At 65.8% G+C, this 18,874-nt stretch carries 18 protein-coding genes; 10 read left to right on the top strand and 8 right to left on the bottom strand.

The genetic code is table 11. The features are described from left to right. The first annotated feature begins 18 nt into the window (after nt 1–18). The 4 genes from ABW16_RS11785 to rsmD are packed head-to-tail and all read left to right on the top strand — an operon-like array spanning nt 19 to nt 5,327. On the top strand, nt 19–774 hold the full coding sequence (locus tag ABW16_RS11785; protein WP_047319347.1) for a DsbA family protein: 756 nt from the start codon (nt 19–21) through the stop codon (nt 772–774). After that, nucleotides 771–1,382, top strand: a complete 612-nt coding sequence (locus ABW16_RS11780; protein ID WP_052956869.1) for a vitamin K epoxide reductase family protein — start codon at nt 771–773, stop codon at nt 1,380–1,382. The genes ABW16_RS11785 and ABW16_RS11780 overlap by 4 nt, the downstream gene beginning before the upstream one ends. A gap of 10 nt (nt 1,383–1,392) precedes the next feature. Continuing rightward, the gene (locus ABW16_RS11775) at nt 1,393–4,776 is read left to right on the top strand and encodes a pyruvate carboxylase (RefSeq protein WP_047319346.1); all 3,384 of its coding nucleotides are present in this window, start codon (nt 1,393–1,395) and stop codon (nt 4,774–4,776) included. Next, nucleotides 4,773–5,327, top strand: coding sequence for a 16S rRNA (guanine(966)-N(2))-methyltransferase RsmD (gene rsmD, locus ABW16_RS11770; RefSeq protein ID WP_082134075.1), 555 nt, complete (start codon nt 4,773–4,775; stop codon nt 5,325–5,327). Before ABW16_RS11775 ends, rsmD begins: the two co-directional genes overlap by 4 nt. Here the strand turns inward: rsmD and ABW16_RS11765 are convergent. Beyond that, entirely contained in the window at nt 5,320–5,628 is a 309-nt protein-coding gene (locus tag ABW16_RS11765; protein WP_047319344.1) for a hypothetical protein, read from the bottom strand. The genes rsmD and ABW16_RS11765 overlap by 8 nt on opposite strands. Before the next feature lie 49 nt (nt 5,629–5,677). Then, nucleotides 5,678–8,434 (bottom strand): ATP-binding protein, encoded by a 2,757-nt coding sequence (locus tag ABW16_RS11760; protein ID WP_047319343.1) that lies wholly within the window; start codon nt 8,432–8,434, stop codon nt 5,678–5,680. A gap of 135 nt (nt 8,435–8,569) precedes the next feature. Here ABW16_RS11760 and ABW16_RS23880 point away from each other — a divergent pair, with 135 nt between their 5' ends. From ABW16_RS23880 to ABW16_RS11745, 3 genes are all read left to right on the top strand, one after another. Continuing rightward, nucleotides 8,570–9,151 (top strand): SH3 domain-containing protein, encoded by a 582-nt coding sequence (locus ABW16_RS23880; RefSeq protein ID WP_131721489.1) that lies wholly within the window; start codon nt 8,570–8,572, stop codon nt 9,149–9,151. Nucleotides 9,152–9,338: 187 nt separating this feature from the next. Next, a complete protein-coding gene (locus ABW16_RS11750) occupies nt 9,339–9,989 on the top strand; it encodes an MmpS family transport accessory protein (protein WP_047319426.1) in 651 nt (216 codons plus the stop codon). 2 nt (nt 9,990–9,991) lie between these two features. After that, nucleotides 9,992–10,435, top strand: a complete 444-nt coding sequence (locus tag ABW16_RS11745) for a hypothetical protein (protein ID WP_052956867.1) — start codon at nt 9,992–9,994, stop codon at nt 10,433–10,435. Here ABW16_RS11745 and ABW16_RS11740 read toward each other — a convergent pair whose 3' ends face one another. Further along, a complete protein-coding gene (locus ABW16_RS11740) occupies nt 10,436–13,198 on the bottom strand; it encodes an ATP-binding protein (RefSeq protein WP_047319342.1) in 2,763 nt (920 codons plus the stop codon). Between the two features lie 91 nt (nt 13,199–13,289). Between ABW16_RS11740 and coaD the strand changes: the two genes are divergently transcribed. Continuing rightward, nucleotides 13,290–13,769 (top strand): pantetheine-phosphate adenylyltransferase, encoded by a 480-nt coding sequence (coaD, locus tag ABW16_RS11735; protein WP_047319341.1) that lies wholly within the window; start codon nt 13,290–13,292, stop codon nt 13,767–13,769. Nucleotides 13,770–13,793: 24 nt separating this feature from the next. On the opposite strand, the gene ABW16_RS11730 is transcribed toward coaD, so the two are convergent. After that, nucleotides 13,794–14,870 (bottom strand): thiolase family protein, encoded by a 1,077-nt coding sequence (locus tag ABW16_RS11730; protein WP_200900651.1) that lies wholly within the window; start codon nt 14,868–14,870, stop codon nt 13,794–13,796. Between the two features lie 86 nt (nt 14,871–14,956). Next, nucleotides 14,957–15,361 (bottom strand): Zn-ribbon domain-containing OB-fold protein, encoded by a 405-nt coding sequence (locus ABW16_RS11725; RefSeq protein WP_047319340.1) that lies wholly within the window; start codon nt 15,359–15,361, stop codon nt 14,957–14,959. Nucleotides 15,362–15,642: 281 nt separating this feature from the next. Here ABW16_RS11725 and ABW16_RS11720 point away from each other — a divergent pair, with 281 nt between their 5' ends. Beyond that, nucleotides 15,643–16,131, top strand: coding sequence for an Rv2253/PknI dimerization domain-containing protein (locus tag ABW16_RS11720; RefSeq protein ID WP_047319339.1), 489 nt, complete (start codon nt 15,643–15,645; stop codon nt 16,129–16,131). 11 nt (nt 16,132–16,142) lie between these two features. Here ABW16_RS11720 and ABW16_RS11715 read toward each other — a convergent pair whose 3' ends face one another. Then, entirely contained in the window at nt 16,143–16,616 is a 474-nt protein-coding gene (locus tag ABW16_RS11715) for a hypothetical protein (RefSeq protein ID WP_233424751.1), read from the bottom strand. Nucleotides 16,617–16,643: 27 nt separating this feature from the next. Between ABW16_RS11715 and ABW16_RS27750 the strand changes: the two genes are divergently transcribed. Next, nucleotides 16,644–16,778 (top strand): hypothetical protein, encoded by a 135-nt coding sequence (locus ABW16_RS27750; RefSeq protein WP_268768033.1) that lies wholly within the window; start codon nt 16,644–16,646, stop codon nt 16,776–16,778. Between the two features lie 2 nt (nt 16,779–16,780). On the opposite strand, the gene ABW16_RS26015 is transcribed toward ABW16_RS27750, so the two are convergent. Next, nucleotides 16,781–17,491, bottom strand: a complete 711-nt coding sequence (locus ABW16_RS26015) for a hypothetical protein (protein WP_047319422.1) — start codon at nt 17,489–17,491, stop codon at nt 16,781–16,783. Between the two features lie 99 nt (nt 17,492–17,590). Next, nucleotides 17,591–18,811, bottom strand: a complete 1,221-nt coding sequence (locus ABW16_RS11705) for a CaiB/BaiF CoA transferase family protein (RefSeq protein WP_047319338.1) — start codon at nt 18,809–18,811, stop codon at nt 17,591–17,593. Nucleotides 18,812–18,874: the final 63 nt, after the last annotated feature.

Raw genomic sequence — 18,874 nt, 5'->3', positions numbered from 1 at the left:
GACGAGGACCAACCGACTGTGGCCAGCAAACCCAAACGCCCCGGCGTCTCCGGCTTGAGGGCCGGCGACCAGAAACGCAACCTCGCTATGCAGATCGGGCTCGTCGCCATCGTGGTGGTCTTCGCGGTGGGACTCATCGGCTACATCGTGGTGTCCAACGGTCACAAGAAGGGCGCCGGCGCCGGCGAGGCGATCCGGGTCACCTCGAGCAAGCTGGTCACCAAGGACGGGACCGATGAACCCAAGGCCGTGCTGACCTTCTACGAGGACTTCCTCTGCCCGGCCTGCGGCAACCTGGAGCGGGCGTTCGGCCCGACGGTGTCGCGGCTGATCGACAGCGGGGCGATCGCCGCGGACTACCACATGGTCGCGATCCTGGACCGGCCGCAGAACGACAACTACTCCTCGCGCGCCGGTGCCGCCGCCTACTGCGTCGCCGACGAGAACAACGACGCCTTCCGGCGGTTCCACACCGCGCTCTACACCGAGCAGCTGCAGCCGTCGGAGATCGGGACCGAGTTTCCCGACAACAAGCGTCTGATCGAACTGGCCCGCCAAGCCGGCGCCGCCGGCACTGTTCCGGCGTGTATCAACAGTGGGAAGTACCTCAAGATGGTGGGCGGTATGGCCCAGGCCGGCGGCATCCACGCCACTCCCACGCTGCGCATCAACGGCGAGGACTACCGCCCCTCGACTCCCGAAGCCCTGGTCTCCAAGATCCGCGAGATCGTCGGTGACCTACCGGGCATGGACGTACCGGCCCAGGAGTCGTGACCATCACGGCTTCGGCGGTCGAACCGCCCGAACAGGCGGTGCCGGTGGCGGCGTCCCGGGCTTGGGCGGTGCTCATCGGCGGAGTCATCGGGCTGGCCGCCTCGGTCACGTTGACCGTCGAGAAGATCAAGCTGCTCACGGACTCGGGGTACGTGCCGTCGTGCAACCTCAACCCGGTGCTGTCCTGCGGATCGGTGATGGTCACCCCGCAGGCCTCCGTGCTGGGTTTCCCCAACCCGCTGATGGGGATTGTCGCCTTCACCGTGGTGGTCGTCACCGGCGTGCTGGCGGTGACGAAAGTGCCTTTGCCGCAGTGGTATTGGACTGGCTTGATGCTCGGCACGCTGGCGGGAGCCGGGTTTGTGCACTGGCTGATCTTCCAGAGTCTCTACCGGATCGGCGCGTTGTGCCCGTACTGCATGGTGGTCTGGGCGGTCACGCTGTTCCTGCTGGTGATATTCGCAGGCATGGCATTCGAGTCAGGTTCTGTACGCAAGAATTTGCAGCATTTGCACCGGTGGCGGTGGACGCTGACTGCGTTATGGTTTATCGCGTTATTCCTGTTGGTATTCATCAGATTTCAGGATTACTGGTTGACGCTGATTTAAGGGGTGCCCTGTGATCTCCAAACTGCTGGTCGCCAACCGCGGAGAGATCGCCATCCGGGCGTTTCGCGCCGCCTATGAACTGGGAATCGACACGGTGGCGGTCTACGCCTACGAAGACCGCAATTCGGTGCACCGGCTCAAAGCCGACGAGTCCTACCAGATCGGCGAGCCCGGGCACCCGGTACGCGGCTACCTGTCGGTGGAGGCGATCGTCGCCACCGCCAAACGGTGCGGCGCTGATGCGGTTTATCCCGGCTACGGCTTCCTCTCGGAGAATCCCCACCTGGCGCAAGCGTGTGCCGATGCCGGCATCACCTTCGTCGGGCCCAGCGCGGCCGTACTGGCGCTGGCCGGCAACAAGGCGCATGCCGTGGCTGCCGCCCGCGAAGCCGGGCTGCCGGTGCTGGCGGCATCGGAGCCGTCGCGTTCGGTCGACGAATTGATGTCAGCCGCAGCCGATATGTCGTTCCCGCTGTTCGTCAAGGCGGTCGCGGGTGGGGGCGGTCGCGGAATGCGACGGGTGGCCGAGATCGGCGGGCTGGCCGAGGCCATCGAAGCCGCCAGCCGGGAAGCCGAATCAGCTTTCGGTGACGCGACGGTGTACCTCGAACAGGCGGTGATCAACCCGCGCCACATCGAAGTGCAGATCCTGGCCGACACCCATGGCAACGTGGTGCATTTGTATGAGCGCGACTGCAGCGTCCAGCGCCGGCATCAGAAGGTCGTCGAGCTGGCGCCGGCTCCGAACCTGGATCCGGTGCTGCGGGAGAAGATCTGCGCCGACGCCGTGAAGTTCGCCCGGCATATCGACTACAGCTGCGCCGGCACGGTGGAATTCCTGCTCGACGAACGTGGCAACTACGTGTTCATTGAGATGAATCCGCGGATTCAGGTGGAGCACACCGTCACTGAGGAGATCACCGACGTGGACCTGGTCTCGTCTCAGCTGCGGGTCGCGGCCGGGCAGTCCCTCGATGATCTGGGGCTGCGGCAAGACGACATCGTCTTGCACGGCGCAGCACTTCAGTGCCGGATCACCACCGAGGATCCGGCCAACGGCTTCCGGCCCGACACCGGCCGGATCACCGCGTACCGCAGTCCGGGCGGGGCCGGAATCCGGCTGGACGGGGGCACCAACCTCGGCGCGGAGATCAGCCCGCATTTCGACTCGATGCTGGTCAAACTGACCTGCCGAGGCCGGGACTTTTCCACCGCCGTGAATCGGGCGCGCCGGGCGATCGCCGAATTCCGCATCCGGGGGGTTTCGACGAACATTCCGTTCCTGCAGGCGGTGCTCGACGATCCCGACTTCCGGGCCGGACACATCACCACGTCGTTCATCGATGAACGCCCGCAACTGTTGACCTCGCACGCATCGGCCGACCGCGGCACCAAGATCCTGACTTACCTGGCCGACGTCACCGTCAATCAGCCCCACGGTGCACGACCTTCGGCGGTATACCCGCGCGACAAGCTGCCCAAGGTCGATCTGTCGACTGCGCCGCCGGCGGGCTCCAAGCAACGACTGATGGCGCTGGGGCCGGAGGGATTCGCCCGTTGGATGCGGGAATCGCCCGCCGTCGGGGTTACCGAGACGACTTTCCGAGATGCGCATCAGTCACTGTTGGCTACCCGGTTGCGCACCAAGGGCCTGCTCAATGTTGCGCCGTACATCGCCCGCACCACCCCGCAGTTGCTGTCGATGGAGTGCTGGGGCGGCGCGACCTACGATGTGGCGCTGCGGTTTTTGAAGGAAGATCCGTGGGAGCGGTTGGCGGTGCTGCGTGAGTCACTGCCGAACATCTGTCTGCAGATGCTGTTGCGGGGCCGCAACACCGTCGGCTACACGCCGTATCCGGAGCTGGTGTGTTCGGCGTTCGTGCAAGAGGCGACGGCAACTGGGATTGACATCTTCCGGATCTTCGATGCGCTCAACAACGTCGACTCGATGCGCCCCGCGATCGACGCAGTGCGCGAAACCGGCAGTGCGGTAGCCGAAGTCGCCATGTGCTACACGGGCGACCTGACAAACCCTGCGGAGAATCTCTACACACTCGACTACTACCTGCGGCTGGCCGAGGAGATTGTGGATGCCGGCGCCCATGTGCTGGCCATCAAGGACATGGCCGGGTTGCTGCGCCCCGCCGCAGCCACCACGCTGGTCAGCGCGCTACGGAGTCGCTTCGACCTACCTATCCACGTTCATACCCACGACACCCCGGGTGGGCAGCTGGCTACCTATGAGGCGGCCTGGCACGCCGGCGCCGACGCCGTGGACGGGGCAGCTGCACCGCTGGCCGGCACCACCAGTCAGCCCGCGCTGAGCTCGATCGTTGCCGCAGCGGCGCACACCGATTTCGACACCGGCCTGTCGTTGTCGGCGGTATGTGACTTGGAGCCCTACTGGGAAGGGGTGCGAAAGGTCTACGCGCCGTTCGAGTCCGGGCTGGCCGGGCCGACCGGGCGGGTGTACCGTCACGAGATCCCGGGCGGTCAGCTGTCCAACCTGCACCAGCAGGCCAAGGCGCTGGGGCTGGCCGACCGGTTCGAGGAGATCGAAGCGAACTACGCCGGAGCTGATGCGGTGCTGGGTCGATTGATCAAGGTCACCCCGAGTTCGAAGGTGGTCGGTGATCTGGCGCTTGCTCTGGTCGGCGCCGGCATCACCGCCGAGGAGTTCGCGGCCGACCCGGCGCGGGTGGACATTCCCGATTCGGTGATCGGATTCCTGCGCGGGGAACTCGGGGAGCCGGCCGGTGGATGGCCGGAGCCGTTGCGCACCAAGGCGTTAGCCGGACGGGGGCCGGCGCGCGAGATGCAGCAGTTGTCCGCCGACGACGAGGCTGCGTTGACGCTCACCGGACCGAAGCGGCAGGCCACGCTGAACCGGCTGCTGTTTCCCGGACCCACAAAGGAATTCGAGGAGCATCGGGACCTCTACGGCGACACCTCACAATTGTCGGCAAACCAGTTCTTCTACGGACTGAGGCAGGGCGAGGAGCACCGGGTTCGACTCGAACGCGGCGTAGAGCTGCTGATCGGGCTCGAGGCCATCTCCGAGCCGGATGAGCGCGGCATGCGGACCGTGATGTGCATCATCAACGGTCAACTGCGGCCGGTGGAGGTGCGTGACCGCAGCATCGCCAGCGAAGTGCCGGTAGCCGAAAAGGCCGACCGCACCAAGCCGGGCCATATCGCCGCACCGTTCGCCGGCGTGGTCACCATCGGGGTGGCCGAGGGGGATCAGGTCACCGCTGGGCAGACCGTCGCCACCATCGAGGCGATGAAAATGGAGGCCGCCATCACCGCGCCGGCCGACGGGACGGTGGCGCGGGTGGCCGTTGCCGAGACCGCGCAGGTCGAAGGCGGGGATCTCCTGGTGGTGCTGAGCTGACCCGCATCGTCGGCGGTGCAGCCGGTGGACGACGCCTCGCCGTGCCACCGCGCGGTACCCGGCCAACCACCGATCGGGTGCGCGAGGCGCTGTTCAACGTGCTGGATTCCCGGATGGACCTGACCGGGATGGCGGTATTGGACCTGTATGCCGGGTCAGGGGCGCTGGGCTTGGAGGCGCTGTCGCGGGGCGCGGCGTCCGCGCTGTTCGTCGAATCGGACCGACGCGCCGCCGATGTGCTGGCCGCCAATATCGCCGCACTGCGGCTGGCCGGTGCAGTGCTGCGCCGCGGCACGGTGGCCACAGTGCTGACCGGGGGTACCGAGACGCCGGTGGATCTGGTGCTGGCCGATCCGCCCTACGAGGTCGATGCCGCCGCGATCGACGCGCTGCCCGGGTTGTTGACCGCCGGCGGCTGGGCGGTCCCGGGCACCGTCGTGGTGATCGAGCGGGCCGCCTCCAGTCCAGCGGTGGGCTGGCCGGAGGGTTGGGCAGCGTGGCCCTCGCGCCGTTACGGCGACACCCGGCTGGAGTTGGCCGAGCTCAGCTGAACTTGGGGGACCGGCGCCAGAATCGGATATCGATGCCGGCCGTCAGCCGCTGAGCCGGGCAGCCCGCCTCCCGGCACACCTGCGCAACTGTCTGCTCAGACGCGGAATCGAAGACCGCGAAGACGATCTCGTCGTCGGGGATGGCCAGGGTCGCACGGAGCCTCACTGGGGAGCCGCTGGCGGACACCGCCGCCGCGGTCTCAATGATCCGGGCGATACTGCGGCCGAGCGGCTCGTCGGTGATGGCGGGGCGGTACCACTCGGCCAGGATGTGCACCGATGACTGCCCGGCGATACCCATCGCGTCATGCTAAGCGGAAGGGATTCTCGGCGAATCGGGAATTTCCCTATCATTCGGGCAGGCCCACGGCCCGTCCGAGTTCGGCGCGCGACCGGATGCCGAGCTTTCGGTAGATCCGAGACAGATTGGCCTCCACCGTTTTTGGGCTGATAAAGAGTGCTGCCGCGACCTCGCGGTTGGACATTCCGGATGCCGCGAGTTCGGCCACGCGGCGTTCCGACGCGGTGAGATCTGCCCGAGCGCTGAGGCCGCTGACCTGATCGAGCTTGGCGCGGCAGCGATCCACCCACAGCGATGTGCCCAGATCCTCGAACGTCGCCAGGGCGTCGCGCAGTGTTGCGGTCGCGAGGTCCCGCTTGTGTTGACGACGTGCGACGTCAGCGAGCACCAGCTGGGTGCGGGCCCTTTCGAAAGGTATTGGCAGCCGGTCGTGGAAGGCCATCGCCGCCTGCGCCGCGCGCTCCGCCCCGGCGAGATCGTCCTGCGCGGCCAGCAGCATCGCGCGGCACCTCCCGCCGATAGCCAGCATCCAGTCCCGCCCCAGTCGGTTGCCATTGGACTCCAGAGCGTCGACCAGCGGCTCTGCCTCGGATGCCCGACCCAGTGCGGTCAGGGCTTCTACGGCATCGGGGATGAACGACGCGGCGATGATCTCCGTCGACCTCAGCATCTCTTTGGACGCCGCCAGCAGCGGCGCCAATGCCTGTAGCGCGGCGTCATAGTTGCCCAGCGACACATCCAGAAAACCCAGCGTGGTGATCGGCCACTCCGACATTCGATGGGATCCGCTCCGCTGGGCCGCTGCCAATGCGTCGGCGATGTCGCGACGAACGGCGTCGACCCGGCCCGCGTAGGCCCCGTGCATGGCCCGGATCGTCAACGCGATGAACAGGGGCAAGTCACCCCCCAGTTGCCGCGCAAGCTCCATGGTCGCGTCGGCGACCCGTCCCGCTTCGCCCATGTTGCCCCGCCACACTTGCACGAGGGCGGTGTGGAAGCCGAGAAAGATGAGTTCGCTGTCCTCACCCTGGTCCAGGCAGCGCTGACGGATGACGGCCAGTTCGCGTGCGGCGTCGTCGAGCTGCCCGGTCCACGCCATCAGCAGTGCGTTCTGCACCGCGGGGCGAGCTGCCAGTGGAACGTCCAACGGATAGGGATCCAGCTCCAACGCTTGTCGCATGTCCGCCCCGGCTACACCTTCGCCGCTGATAAATCGCAACGTCGCCCGCATACCCAGGGCTGGGGCCAGCAGTTGCGGCTCATCGAGGAGCGCGGCCTTCGCCACGGCCTCGTCGGCGTGCTGCAACGCTTGCTCCTGGCGGCGTCCGTTGAACAGTGCGTACGCCAGCATTACCGTCATCTGCACAGCGGCGGCGTCGCTCGGGTCCGAGGTTGCCAATGCCTCAGCCAACAGCTCAGCCGCCCCGAGGAAACCGTCGTCGGCCATTCTGCTCGTGGCCAGCAGCACGATCGCGTCGCTGCGCAGTGCGCCGGGAGCAAGGTGGGCGATCGTGGTCTCCAGCAGGCTTCGGGCTCGGCCCGGGTCGCCGGCAGCGTAGTGATTGGCGGCCAACCGAATTCGCCGCTCCGGTGTGTCGCCCCCGAGGCCTATTGCCAAATCCAGAAATTCGGCTGCGGCGCTCGGCGCCCCGCGCAGCCGTGCTTTCTCGGCTGCGGCGTCGAGGGCGCGCAACGTTCGTACGCCGCCGCCGGTCCCGGACAGGGCGAGATGCCTGGCCTTGAGCTCTGGATCATCGATGATGTCAGCGAGACGACGGTGCATGAGGTCACGGCGCGCCGCGGTGGCCTCGGTGTACACGCCCCGGGCGAGAATCGGATGGGCGTAAGTGACCCGATGGCCGTCGATCCGGACGATGCCGGCGCCCTCCGCCTCCTCGAGGATCTCGGTGATGGTTGCGACGTCGTTGTCGGTGGCTGAAGCGATCACATCGAGCGTGGGGTCGGCCAGGCAGGCGGCCGCAAGCAGCGCGTCGGTGCACCCGGAACCTAAGCCCGTCAACCGGCTCCGCACCAGGTCGGCGAGCCTGGTGGGCAAGGCCGGCTCGGGGATCGCAGTGTCACCGTCGATGACACGGCCGAGTTCGAGCGCGTAGAACGGATTGCCTCCCGACAGCTCGTGGATACGAAGGATGGTTGGTCGAGCGAAGGATCGTCCCAGCTCTTCACACAAGACCGTGTGCGTTGCGCCGACGCTGAGCGGCCGTACCCGGACGCGTCGCACCATATCGGGCCGACGTAGTTCCAACCAGGCCGTCGCAGCAGCATCCTCGGGGTCGTTTCGTACTGTCGCGAGAACGCCTATTGGCCCGCTCAAGCGGCGCAACACCGCGGAGAGCACCTGCCGACTCGGCGAGTCCACCCACTGCAGGTCATCGATGGCGATCACCACGGGCGATCGCTCGGTGAGACGCTTCACCACCGCGACGATGGCGGCTGCGAACGCGCGCTGGTCGGTGACCGGTCCCTCGGCACTGCCTCGTGAGAGCGCGCGATCGACGGCAAGGCGTTGCGGCGGAGGCAATTCCGCTAAATCGGCGTTGTCCAGCCAACCCAACAGGTCCGACAGGGTGGTGTAGGCGGCCACCGATTCGGCCGGTGTCACTCGCGCCGACAACACCCGGAAGCCCGCGCGTTGCGCGCGCTCGACGGCGGCCAGCCAGACTGTGGTCTTGCCGATCCCCGCTTCACCTTCCACCACCAGAGCAGTGGGGCCCGACGGCACCGCGGCGAGCAGTTCGTCCACCGCCCGGTACTCGATCTCCCGCCCTACCACCTCGGTGGCCACCCGATCAGTTTCGCACAGGGGACGGCGGGCAGAACAGCGTCGTCGGGGCCGTAAATGGTAGGGATTCACCTGATTCAAGGCTGGCAACCGGTCGATAGCGTCACGTCCAGGAAATCGCTCGTGAAAGGACAGTCGATGGCAACCAAATATCCGCCCCGGTTAATAGGCCCGTTGGTGGCCGTGGCGGCATTCGCCGGCTTCACGGGAGCTGCGGTGGCAGGGGCCGACCCATTGCCGTACGGGCCCGATACATGTATCCAGGGCTACGTCTGGCGTGAGGCGATCCCGAATGACCATGTCTGTGTGACCCCGGCTGTGCGCGCCCGCACCCAGCAGGAGAACAGCACCGTCGCCGAACGCCGTGACCCCACAGGCGCTTACGGGTCGAACACCTGCAAGCAGGGCTACGTGTGGCGGGAGGCGTTCGACGGCGACGTCGTGTGCGTGACGCCGGACATCCGCTCGGCGACCAAGGCCGACAACGCCCAGGCCGCGTCGCGCGTGCAGAAACCCCAGTCGCAGGCGAACCGGACGACCATCACTGGGGATGTTGACATCTACGCGCAGCCCGGTGGCCAGGGCAAGCCTTATGGGATGGTGTCGAAGGGTACCCAGGTCGAGGTCAAGGTCCGACAGGATGACAGGTGGGTGCAGATCGCCGGACCCAACGTCCCGGGAGGATCGGGCTGGGTCTGGGGTGACTACGTCGGGAGCTGATCCGCTCCCAGATCAAGGCCGACAACGTCGGGGCGCTGTCTCGCGTGTAGCACCGACCCCGACTGCACAGGGGGAGGCCGGCAGAAGAGCATCGCCGTGGCCGTAAATGGTAGGGATTCTCCCGATTCAAGACTGGCAACCGGTCGATAGCGTCACGTCCAGGAAATCGCTCGTGAAAGGACAGTCGATGGCAACCAAATATCCGCCCCGGTTAATAGGCCCGTTGGTGGCCGTGGCGGCATTCGCCGGCTTCACGGGAGCTGCGGTGGCAGGGGCCGACCCATTGCCGTACGGGCCCGATACATGTATCCAGGGCTACGTCTGGCGTGAGGCGATCCCGAATGACCATGTCTGTGTGACCCCGGCTGTGCGCGCCCGCACCCAGCAGGAGAACAGCACCGTCGCCGAACGCCGTGACCCCACAGGCGCTTACGGGTCGAACACCTGCAAGCAGGGCTACGTGTGGCGGGAGGCGTTCGACGGCGACGTCGTGTGCGTGACGCCGGACATCCGCTCGGCGACCAAGGCCGACAACGCCGCTGCGGCATCTCGGGTGCAGTCGGCATCTCAGTCGCAGAACAAAACCGGCGGCCAGGTCCGGTTCGAGCTGACCGGATCGGGCACGGCCGACACCATCGACATCGACCCCGGTGGTCGGGTCTACGGCGCATCAGCACCGTGGGGCAAATCCGTCAGCGCGGGGCCCAACGACAGCTTGCTTCAAATGGTTGTGGTGGTCAAAGACGGTTCGTTGGGTTGCCGGATCACGTTGGACGGCAAGGTCGTCAACGAACAACCAGCGGGGCAGGCTCCGCACTGCATCTACGACAGGTCATGACCATGAACAAGGCAAACTCCGCATGGTTCGCGCTGTCGGCAGTGCCCGTCGCGGCTCTCGCGGTGCTGGCCGGACAGACGCCGGCACAGGCCGATCCGTTGCCCTATGGGCCGGACACGTGTATTCAGGGCTACGTGTGGCGTGAGGCGATCCCGAATGATCATGTCTGTGTGACCCCTGCTGTGCGGGCGCGCACCCAGCAGGAGAATGGGACGGTCGCCGAGCGTCGTGACCCCACAGGCGCTTACGGGTCGAACACCTGCAAGCAGGGCTACGTGTGGCGCGAGGCGTTCGACGGCGACGTCGTGTGCGTGACACCCGACATCCGCTCGCAAACCTGGGCCGACAACGCCGCGGCGGCATCGCGCGTGCAGGCGGATGCTCCGGATCCCACGCCGGACCCCGCGCGCCAAGACCTAAAGTGCAAGCAGTTGGGAATCTGCTGATCACCAGGTCGGTGCGGTCTCGCTCATGACTCGGCCGAGTTCGGCGCGTGAGCGGATGCCGAGTTTGCGATAGATCCGGCTGAGATTGGACTCCACCGTCTTCTGGCTGATGAACAGTGCGGCGGCTATCTCGCGGATAGTTGCGCCGGTGGCCGCGAGTTCGGCAACGCGTTGTTCAGATGCGGTGAGTTGATCGTGGCGCCTTGTGCCACTTGCCCGTTGCAGATCCTCGCGTGCACGTTGTGCCCAGAGCGGCGTTCCGAGTTCCTCGAAGCTGGCCAGTGCATTCTGCAGTGTTCTGGAGGCCGCTTCGCGTTTGCGTTGCCGCCTCAGGATCTGGCCCAACACCAGCTCGGTACGAGCGCGTTCGAACGGCATTGGCACACGGTCATGTTGGTCGAGGGCCTGCTGCGCCACGTCGATGGCGGCATCTATGTCGCCGGTGGCTGCCAATAACAGCGCCCGGCAGCGTCCGCCGGCTGCGCGCATCCAGGCACGGTCCAGCCGGCGACCGTTGCTTTCGAGCAATTCGACAAGGGGCCCGGCGTCGTCGAGCCGGCCGACGTGGACCATGGCCTCGATGGCGTCGGGCAGGAACGGCGCGAGGAAGATCTCGGTGGCCTTCGGCGTCGATTGCAGGGCGAGCAGTCGTGGTTGCAGTGTCGCGAGGGCAGCTGAGTAGTTGCCTACTGTTACGTCCAGAAACCCCAGTGTGGTGGTGGGCCATACCGCCACCAGTTCCGGCGAGTCGCAACGTCGGCAGATGCGAATCGCCTCAACGGAATCGCGGCGAGCATCGGATTCGGCACCTGTGTAGGAGGACGCCGCGGCCCGCAGCATCAGTGCAACCGCGAGCGGGAGATCGCGCTCGAGAAGCAATGCCCGTTCCATGGCATCCTCGGCGATCAGGGTCGCCTTGGCGAAGTCTCCGCGCCAGATCTCGTTGAGGCCGTTGTGGAACGCGACCAGAATCAGTTCGCTTTCCTCACCGCTCTCGAGGTAGCGCTGTCTGATGTTCAGCAGCTGTTCTGCGGCCTTGTCCAGGTGACCGGTTGCTGCCGTCAGCGCCGCACTGTGCACCGATGGCCCGAGCAACGACGACATCGGAAGCTCGGGATCTTCGAAATCCAGCGCCCGAGCCAAAGTGCTCTCGTCCAGGCCGTCGCCGAGCAGGAACCGGACGAGCACGGACATGCTGAGCGCCTGGCTCAACAGCTGCCCCTGCGGTAGCTGCATCGCGGCCGTGACGGCATCCTCGGCACTACGGGCGGCATGGTCATGACGGCGGGAGTTGACTTCTGCGAACGCGAGCGGCACCAGGATCTGCACCCGCAGGGCGAGATCGTCGCCGGCCTCGTCGAGTGCTCGGCCCAGCAGCTCAGCGGCATCGCGGGAACTGCCATCGAGCAGGCTCCAGAGCCCGAGCAGTCGTAACGCCTCTGATCGTGCGGGTCCCGATTCCGATCGAGCGATCACCTCATTGAGTAGCGCTCGGGCGCGCGTAGCGTCGCCCGCGTTGAAATGGTGTATGGCCGCTGAGATTCGGCGCTGCGGTGTGTCTCCGCCGAGGCCGATCGCAAGTTCAAGAAGTTCGGCAGCCGCGGTCGGTGCTCCCCGAATCCGCGCCAACTCGGCGCCGGTATCCAGGGCCTGCAGGGTGAGCGGGTCGCCGGCCGTGGTGGCGAGCGCGAGATGCCTGGCCTTGAGTTCGGGATCGTCGACGATCCCGGCCAACCGTCGGTGCATTGCCCGGCGATCCGCCGGTGTCGCATCGCGGTAAGTGCCACGGGCCAACAGTGGGTGGGCGAAATGGAGCTGTTCGCCCGAGATTTCGATGATGCCCTTGACTTCGGCTTCCTTCAGCAGTGCGACGATGCGGCCGGGGTCGGTGTCAAGGGCGCTCCTGATCAACCCGACTGTCGGGTGGGGGAGACACGCCGCGGTAAGCAGTACTTGCCTGACTTCCGGTGTCAGGCTGCCGATCTTGGCCCGCACCAACCCCTCCAAGGTTGCGGGCAACGACGTAGCGGTGTGAGCGGACTCGTCGTCAATGGTTCGGGCCAGCTCGAGGGCGTAGAAGGGATTTCCCGCCGAGACCTGGTGGATTTCCAGCAGTTTCGGGCGGGAGAACGACCTGCCCAGCCGTCCGAGCAGCACGCTGTGCAGCGCACCCGGGCTCAAGGGACCCAGACCGATATGACGCACCAGGCCCGGCGCGCGCAGTGTCAGCCCAACCGGTGGTTCGCCGGCGCCGGTGCGCACAGTGGCGAGCAGACCGACGGGGCCGGTCAGCCGTCGCACCGCTGCCGAGACAACCTGCTTGCTGGGCGGATCGACCCACTGCAAGTCGTCCAATGCCAACAGGACCGGACAGTCTTCGGACAGCCGCTCCACCACCCGGACAAACGCCGCCGTCGTCGCGCGCTGATCTGTGACCGGTCCGTCGGTGCTGACGCGCAACAAGACCCGATCGATGGCCAAACGCTGTTGTGTCGCCAAGCCGGCCAATACGGAGTCGTCCACCGTTTCGAGCAGCGCGGCCAACGAGGAAAACGCCAGGACCGATTCCGCGGGAGCCGCCCGGGACGACAGCACCCGGTAGCCGAGTTGTTCGGCGTGATCGAGGGCGGCCAGCCAGACGGTGGTCTTTCCGATGCCCGCTTCGCCTTCCAGGATGAGCGCGGCCGGCCCAGCCGGCACCGAGCCGAGGAACTCGGCAATCTGGCGCGACTCCACCTCACGGCTCACTACCGGCGTGGCCATGGGTGAATACTTGCAGTTAGCTGGCACCAGGTCCACAGTTCAGGCCTTCACCGGAGCCGTCTTCGCGGTCGGGCTGCTAGCGTCATGAGCCATGAGCGGCGCGGTATGCCCCGGTTCCTTTGACCCGGTGACGTTGGGACACGTCGACATCCTGGAGCGTGCTGCCGCCCAGTTCGACGAGGTGGTGGCCGCCGTACTGGTCAATCCCGCCAAGAAGGGCATGTTCACCCTGGACGAGCGCCTCGAGATGATCGCCGAAGCCACTGCGCATCTGCCCAATGTCCGCGCGGAGTCGGGTCAGGGCTTGGTGGTCGACTTCGTCCGCGAGCGAGGGCTGACCGCGATCGTCAAGGGTCTGCGTACCGGCACCGACTTCGAGTACGAGCTGCAGATGGCCCAGATGAACAAGCACATCGCCGGTGTCGACACGTTTTTCGTGGCGACCACCCCGCGGTATTCGTTCGTGTCGTCCTCGCTGGCAAAAGAAGTGGCGTCGATGGGCGGTGACGTCTCCGACCTGTTGCCCGAGCCGGTGAACCGCAGGTTGGCTGCCAAGCTGGCCGGGCGCTGACGCGCCGAACGCACACTCAATAGCTCAGTCGTTGGCCAACAGCATGGCGGTCGCGTATGGCCCTCCGCCAGAGCTGCAGACGGCGACCCGAGGATCACCCTGAATCTGCCGCTCGCCACCTTGGCCACGGAGCTGCACTACCGCCTCGTGCGGGAATCCGAATCCGTGCAACCGGCCTGCGCCGATCTGGCCGCCGCCGGTATTCAGCGGCAGCACGCCGTCCAACGCGATGTTGTGTCCTCCGTCGAGGAACTCGCCGGCTCCACCGATTTCACAGAAGCCGAGTGCCTCAAGCCACTGGCAGGTGATGAAGCTGAACCCGTCGTACAGCTGCGCGGTGTCGACGTCGGCCGGTGTGTAGTCGGTGTTCTTCCAGAGTTGCGGGCCGGCCTGGTACGCGGCGTACCAGTCGGTCTGATCCCAGCTGGGTATGTCGTAGCAGGCAGCCATCGCGGCAATCCGGATTGGCGTGCAGGTCACCTCGTCTATCGCACTGCCCGCGGAAACGATCAAGACGGTCGATGCGTCGGTGTAGCGGTCGCAGTCGAACAGGCAGAGCGGCGAGCTGATCATCGGTGCCGACAGGTACTCGTCCATCGTCAGCGGGTCCCGCACCAGCGCACGGGGATTCAGCGCTCCATGCTTGCGATCTGTCAGGGAGATCTGGGCGAGTTGCTCGCGAGTCATCCCGTATTTCTTGAAATGCCGAGTTGCGTATTGCGCGAAGCTGTTTGCCGCCGAATACGAGTGGAACGGCGTGAACCAGCTGGGCCAGCCGTCCACCCGTTCTGGCCGATCGGCGGGCCACTCGTCGGGCCGGTCGAGCGCCGCCGCCTCGTATACCGTGCGGAAGCAGATGACATGGCGGGCCTGGCCTGCCTTCACCGCACCCACCGCGGCGACGACGGCGCCCAGCTGCGACGTGAGTTCGAGTCCGCCCGCGAACCAGGTCGCCTTGATGCGCAAGGCCTCGACGAGTTCCTCGGCGCCCACCGGGGAGAAACCCAAATAACCTCCCATACGGCCGGGGTAGGTCGATACCCCATCGATCTGGTCGATGGTCAGGCCGGCGTTGTCGAGTGCCTCTTTGACTGCGTCCACCGTCAACAGCAAGGGGCGACGGGTCAGTTTTCGGCCGACGACCGATTGTCCGATTCCGGTTATATATGCGTCGCCGTCACTCACGGTCAGCACGTCTTCTCGAACAGGGGGAACCAGACGTCGTCCTGGTGCTCGAAGATCACCCGCACCTTGTCCCCGATGTCGACGTCGTCGACCGGGCAGTTGACGACGTTCGAGGTGAGAAAGACGCCTGGCGCGCCGTCAATGGCGATCCGCGCGATCACGTACGGGCCCTCGAGGTCGGGCCGCCATTTCTGGTAGTTGACCGTGTACAGGTCCACCGTGCCGGTACCCGCTACCTCGGTCGGTTCCAGCTGATCGGAAAGACAGTGGTGGCACACGGGATAGGGCGGGTGAATGAACGTCTCGCACTGCTGGCACTGCAGGAATCGGAGCTTGTTGTCCTCGCCGCTGGTCCAGAAGAAACGGTTGTCGACGGTCAGGCGCGGCAGTACTCGTCTTGGCGGCAAATGAGTTCCTCTACATTTCTAGGACTGTTCAGACCATCGGTGAAGCCAAGCCCGGTCAGTAGCTGGCTGAGCTGACCTCCATTGGCTCGCAGCATAATTCGATGTCAACGACGTACAACACCCGGGCGCTTTCGCGCTTCGGCGCAGTCACCGCGCAATCGCTGTCGACCGCCCGAGTGTGCATTACGGTATAGATTACCGTCATACCGACTACAGTCAATGGTGCGTCGTCGGCAACTGGCCGCTCTGGACAGGAGTGGCCCGGTGTGAGGAGAGCAGTCATGCGCGTGCTGCGTCGGCCGCTGAGCCCGGCGTTGGTCGGCGGCATCCTGGGCGCCGCAATGGTCATGGCGTCATCGACACCGGTACACGCCGCGGTTGCGCTCAACGGCACCTACGTCGCCTTTTCCGACGGCGGCCTTGGCACCAGGAACGACGTGTCCTATGGCTGGCTCTACCCTTATCCCGACGTCACACAGACGTGGACCATTTCCACGACATGTCACCTCGATGCCTGTCACGGCACGGTCAGCAGCTCCGACGGCTGGAGTGCGTTCGCCAATCAACGCGATGGCCGGTGGTGGATCGAGTATCCCCGGCCCGACGGGATCGTCTGTGCCGACGGAACGTTCGTCGAGACCAGGCAGTCATTCGGATTCGACGCACTGACCCTGCAAGGCACCGACATGATGCAAGGGCCGAGTGGCGCCTGCAATCGAAACCTGCCGATCGTGATCAAGCGGCCGTTCACCCTGACGAAGGTTCAGTGAACTGGTGGGCGTCAGACCGGGTCGAAAGCCGAGATGAGCCACTTGTCGGCCCGCTTCTGCAAGGACACCAGCACGCTGCTCGCAGTTACTGCGGGGTCGGGCTTGGCGGTGCTCGAGGTGTTCTGGTCGATGAAGACCAGCACTTTCGCCGAATTCGGATGCAACTCGGCGACTGCGGAACGCACCACCTTGGCTTCGGTCTGAACCTTCTTCTCGGTGGCTGCCGGCGTCACGACCTCGGTGGTGAACTGGTTGTAGTAGTCCAGGAATTCGCCGGTCAGGTGCAGTTTTGCGCGGTCGAAATCGCTCTGCAGAGTGCCGGGTGCGTACGACAGCAACGCGACGGTTCCCTCGCGGGCCGCGGACATGACGGTGTCAGCGACGTTCGCGTCGGTGTCGATCACCGGCCGGTACTGGAACTGGTACAGCCAGGCCGCCAGGGCCGCGGCGAGGACCAGCGATACCGCAAGAGTAAGCGTTCGCACCCGGCTGACAGGCCGGAAGGCCCACCGGTGCAGAACGTCTGGACCCCCGGCGGGCCTTGGGTTTGCAGCGGCGTTGTCAGCTTCGGCTTCATCGCGGAGGCCGTCTGCGTCGTCGTCAACCTCGTCGACGTCGACGTCGACGGGACGCCGGTCTTGATCTGAGGTCATGGAACGAACTCCACCTTGGACATCTTGAACTGATCACCGTCTTTGGTGACGGTGACGCTGAGCCGCCAGTTGCGGGGCTGCTCCTTTCCGCCGGCAGCGTTGGTGACCGTCGAAGTGGCGGCCACCAGTACTACCGCAGCATCCTTCGTCATGGATTCCACCGCAGCGGTGTTCACGGTTCCCGCCGTTGTCACCTTTGAATCTCGCACGACCGACTTGAAGTCGTCGGCGTGCTTGATGAAGTCGTCCCGGAACTCGCCGGTTGAGTTCGCCAGGACACGGGCTATACCGTCGTCTGCCGCGTTGAAGTCCAGTGTCGTCATATCGACGACACCCTGACTCGCCGCAGCGGCGAACTGGCTCGCTCGCTCCCGGAGTTGATGCGCGGAGTAGCAGCGCCAGCCCATGAATCCGCAGGCCGCCATCAGGCCGGCGAGGAGCAGGCACGCCGCGCCCGTAGCGACCGAGCGCGCACGCAGTCGCCGCGGCAGCGGGTTGCGGGGGACCGGTGCGACGGCCGCCGCGCTCGACGCTTCTGCAGTCGTGACGTCCGCCGCACTCGATGCTTCCAACTGGTTGCGCAGCCGAATTGCTTTGGCGCGCAACTTGGCCGCCACCGCCAGTGCTTCGGCTGCCTCGGCCTCGGCTTCGGCTGCCTCGACCTGTGCGAGGGCATCAGCTGATGTGCTGTCCAGATCCGTGGTCATCGGCTGGGCCTCATCTCGCCGTTCGTTGCTGCCGAGCACAGCGGTATATCTTACGGTAACGATCAATGGGTGTATCGCGAACAGCTGCGCTCGCCGTCGCTACATGATGGCGCCGGCGTCCTTGGCCGCGGTGATCTCGTCCCAGTCGACGTCGAGTTCCAGCAGGATCTCTTCGGTGTGCTGCCCATGTTCGGGGGCGCGCGCCGGTTCTGGCGGCGTTTCGTTGAACTGCACTGGGGCCGCAACGGTTCGGTACTCGTTCCCCTGGTCGTCGACATTCGTGATCAGGTAACCGTTCGGTTCGGCCTGGGGGTCGTAAAGCGTTTCGCGCGGTGTCGCGTAAGCGGCCCACACCCCAGGCTCGTCTTCCAGGACCTTTTGCCAATGCTCAAGGTCATGCTCAGCGAACCTCTTGTTGAGCAATGCGACCGCCTCGGCGGCGTTGGCGGCGAGGTTCGCCGACGGGACGAACCGCTCATCGGTTGCCAGGTCGGGCAGACCGATCCGGCGGCAGAAGTCGGCCCAGAACTTGTCGGGCTGCAAGAAGATCAGTTGCAGCCATCGGCCGTCCCTGGTCTTGTAGCGATTCACCACCGGGTTCATCACGATGCCCGGTGGTGCGCCCGGAATGCCGTCCACGTTGAAGAAGTCGGCGGCCAGAATCGACGGTGCGATGGCCCACATCGCCTGAGCCAGCAGCGACGAGTCGACGATGGTCGCCTCGCCGGTGCGTTCGCGATGAAAGAGCGCAGCACAGACCCCACCCGCCAAGGTCGCGCCCGCCTGCAGGTCCCCGAATGCCGGTCCCTGCGAGGTGGGAAACTCGGCGCCGAACGGCGTCAGGGTGTAGGAGACTCCGCCGCGGGCGGAGTACGTGGCACCGTCGAATCCGCCGCGGTCGCGTTCCGGGCCGCGAACTCCGAGACCAGATCCACGGGCAATGATGATGTTCGGGTTGAAAGCGCGGATGTCTTTCACGGTCAGCCGGGCTCGCTCCAGCGCGCCGGGAAGCCAGTTGGTCAGTAGCACGTCTGCGCTGGCCAGCAGCCGTCCGAACAACTCGCGACCCAACTCCGACTTGAGCGCGATGCCGATGCTCCGTTTACCCCGGTTGCCGAGCTCGAGCATGAAATCGGCGTCGACGCGGGCAGCCTCTCTGGTGAAGCCACCGACCACCAATGCCCGGCTCGGATCACCGGAATCAACGCTTTCGACCTTGATCACGTCGGCACCCCAGTCCGCCAGCGCCGCCCCCGCCGACGGTACGTAGGTCCACGATGCCATCTCGATCACCCGGACACCGCTGAGCACACCTGGCATAACAATCCCTCTCGGTCGGGGGCCGGGCGGCCCACGAATGCCGCGTTGACACTCCTTACGGTA

It is taken from the genome of Mycolicibacter heraklionensis, assembly GCF_001021505.1.
Lineage (GTDB): Bacteria > Actinomycetota > Actinomycetes > Mycobacteriales > Mycobacteriaceae > Mycobacterium > Mycobacterium heraklionense.
Note: the sequence above shows the minus strand (reverse complement) of the source record. Positions and strands in the feature narration are given on the sequence as shown.

Excerpts from the sequence above, each read along its gene's own strand:
- ABW16_RS11705 (WP_047319338.1), bottom strand. The coding sequence starts at position 18,811 with ATGCCAGGTGTGCTCAGCGGTGTCCGGGTGATCGAGATGGCATCGTGG.
- coaD (WP_047319341.1), top strand. The coding sequence starts at position 13,290 with ATGAGCGGCGCGGTATGCCCCGGTTCCTTTGACCCGGTGACGTTGGGA.
- ABW16_RS26015 (WP_047319422.1), bottom strand. The coding sequence starts at position 17,491 with ATGACCACGGATCTGGACAGCACATCAGCTGATGCCCTCGCACAGGTC.
- ABW16_RS11720 (WP_047319339.1), top strand. The coding sequence starts at position 15,643 with ATGCGCGTGCTGCGTCGGCCGCTGAGCCCGGCGTTGGTCGGCGGCATC.
- ABW16_RS23880 (WP_131721489.1), top strand. The coding sequence starts at position 8,570 with ATGGCAACCAAATATCCGCCCCGGTTAATAGGCCCGTTGGTGGCCGTG.
- ABW16_RS11765 (WP_047319344.1), bottom strand. The coding sequence starts at position 5,628 with ATGGGTATCGCCGGGCAGTCATCGGTGCACATCCTGGCCGAGTGGTAC.
- ABW16_RS11750 (WP_047319426.1), top strand. The coding sequence starts at position 9,339 with ATGGCAACCAAATATCCGCCCCGGTTAATAGGCCCGTTGGTGGCCGTG.
- ABW16_RS11740 (WP_047319342.1), bottom strand. The coding sequence starts at position 13,198 with ATGGCCACGCCGGTAGTGAGCCGTGAGGTGGAGTCGCGCCAGATTGCC.
- ABW16_RS11745 (WP_052956867.1), top strand. The coding sequence starts at position 9,992 with ATGAACAAGGCAAACTCCGCATGGTTCGCGCTGTCGGCAGTGCCCGTC.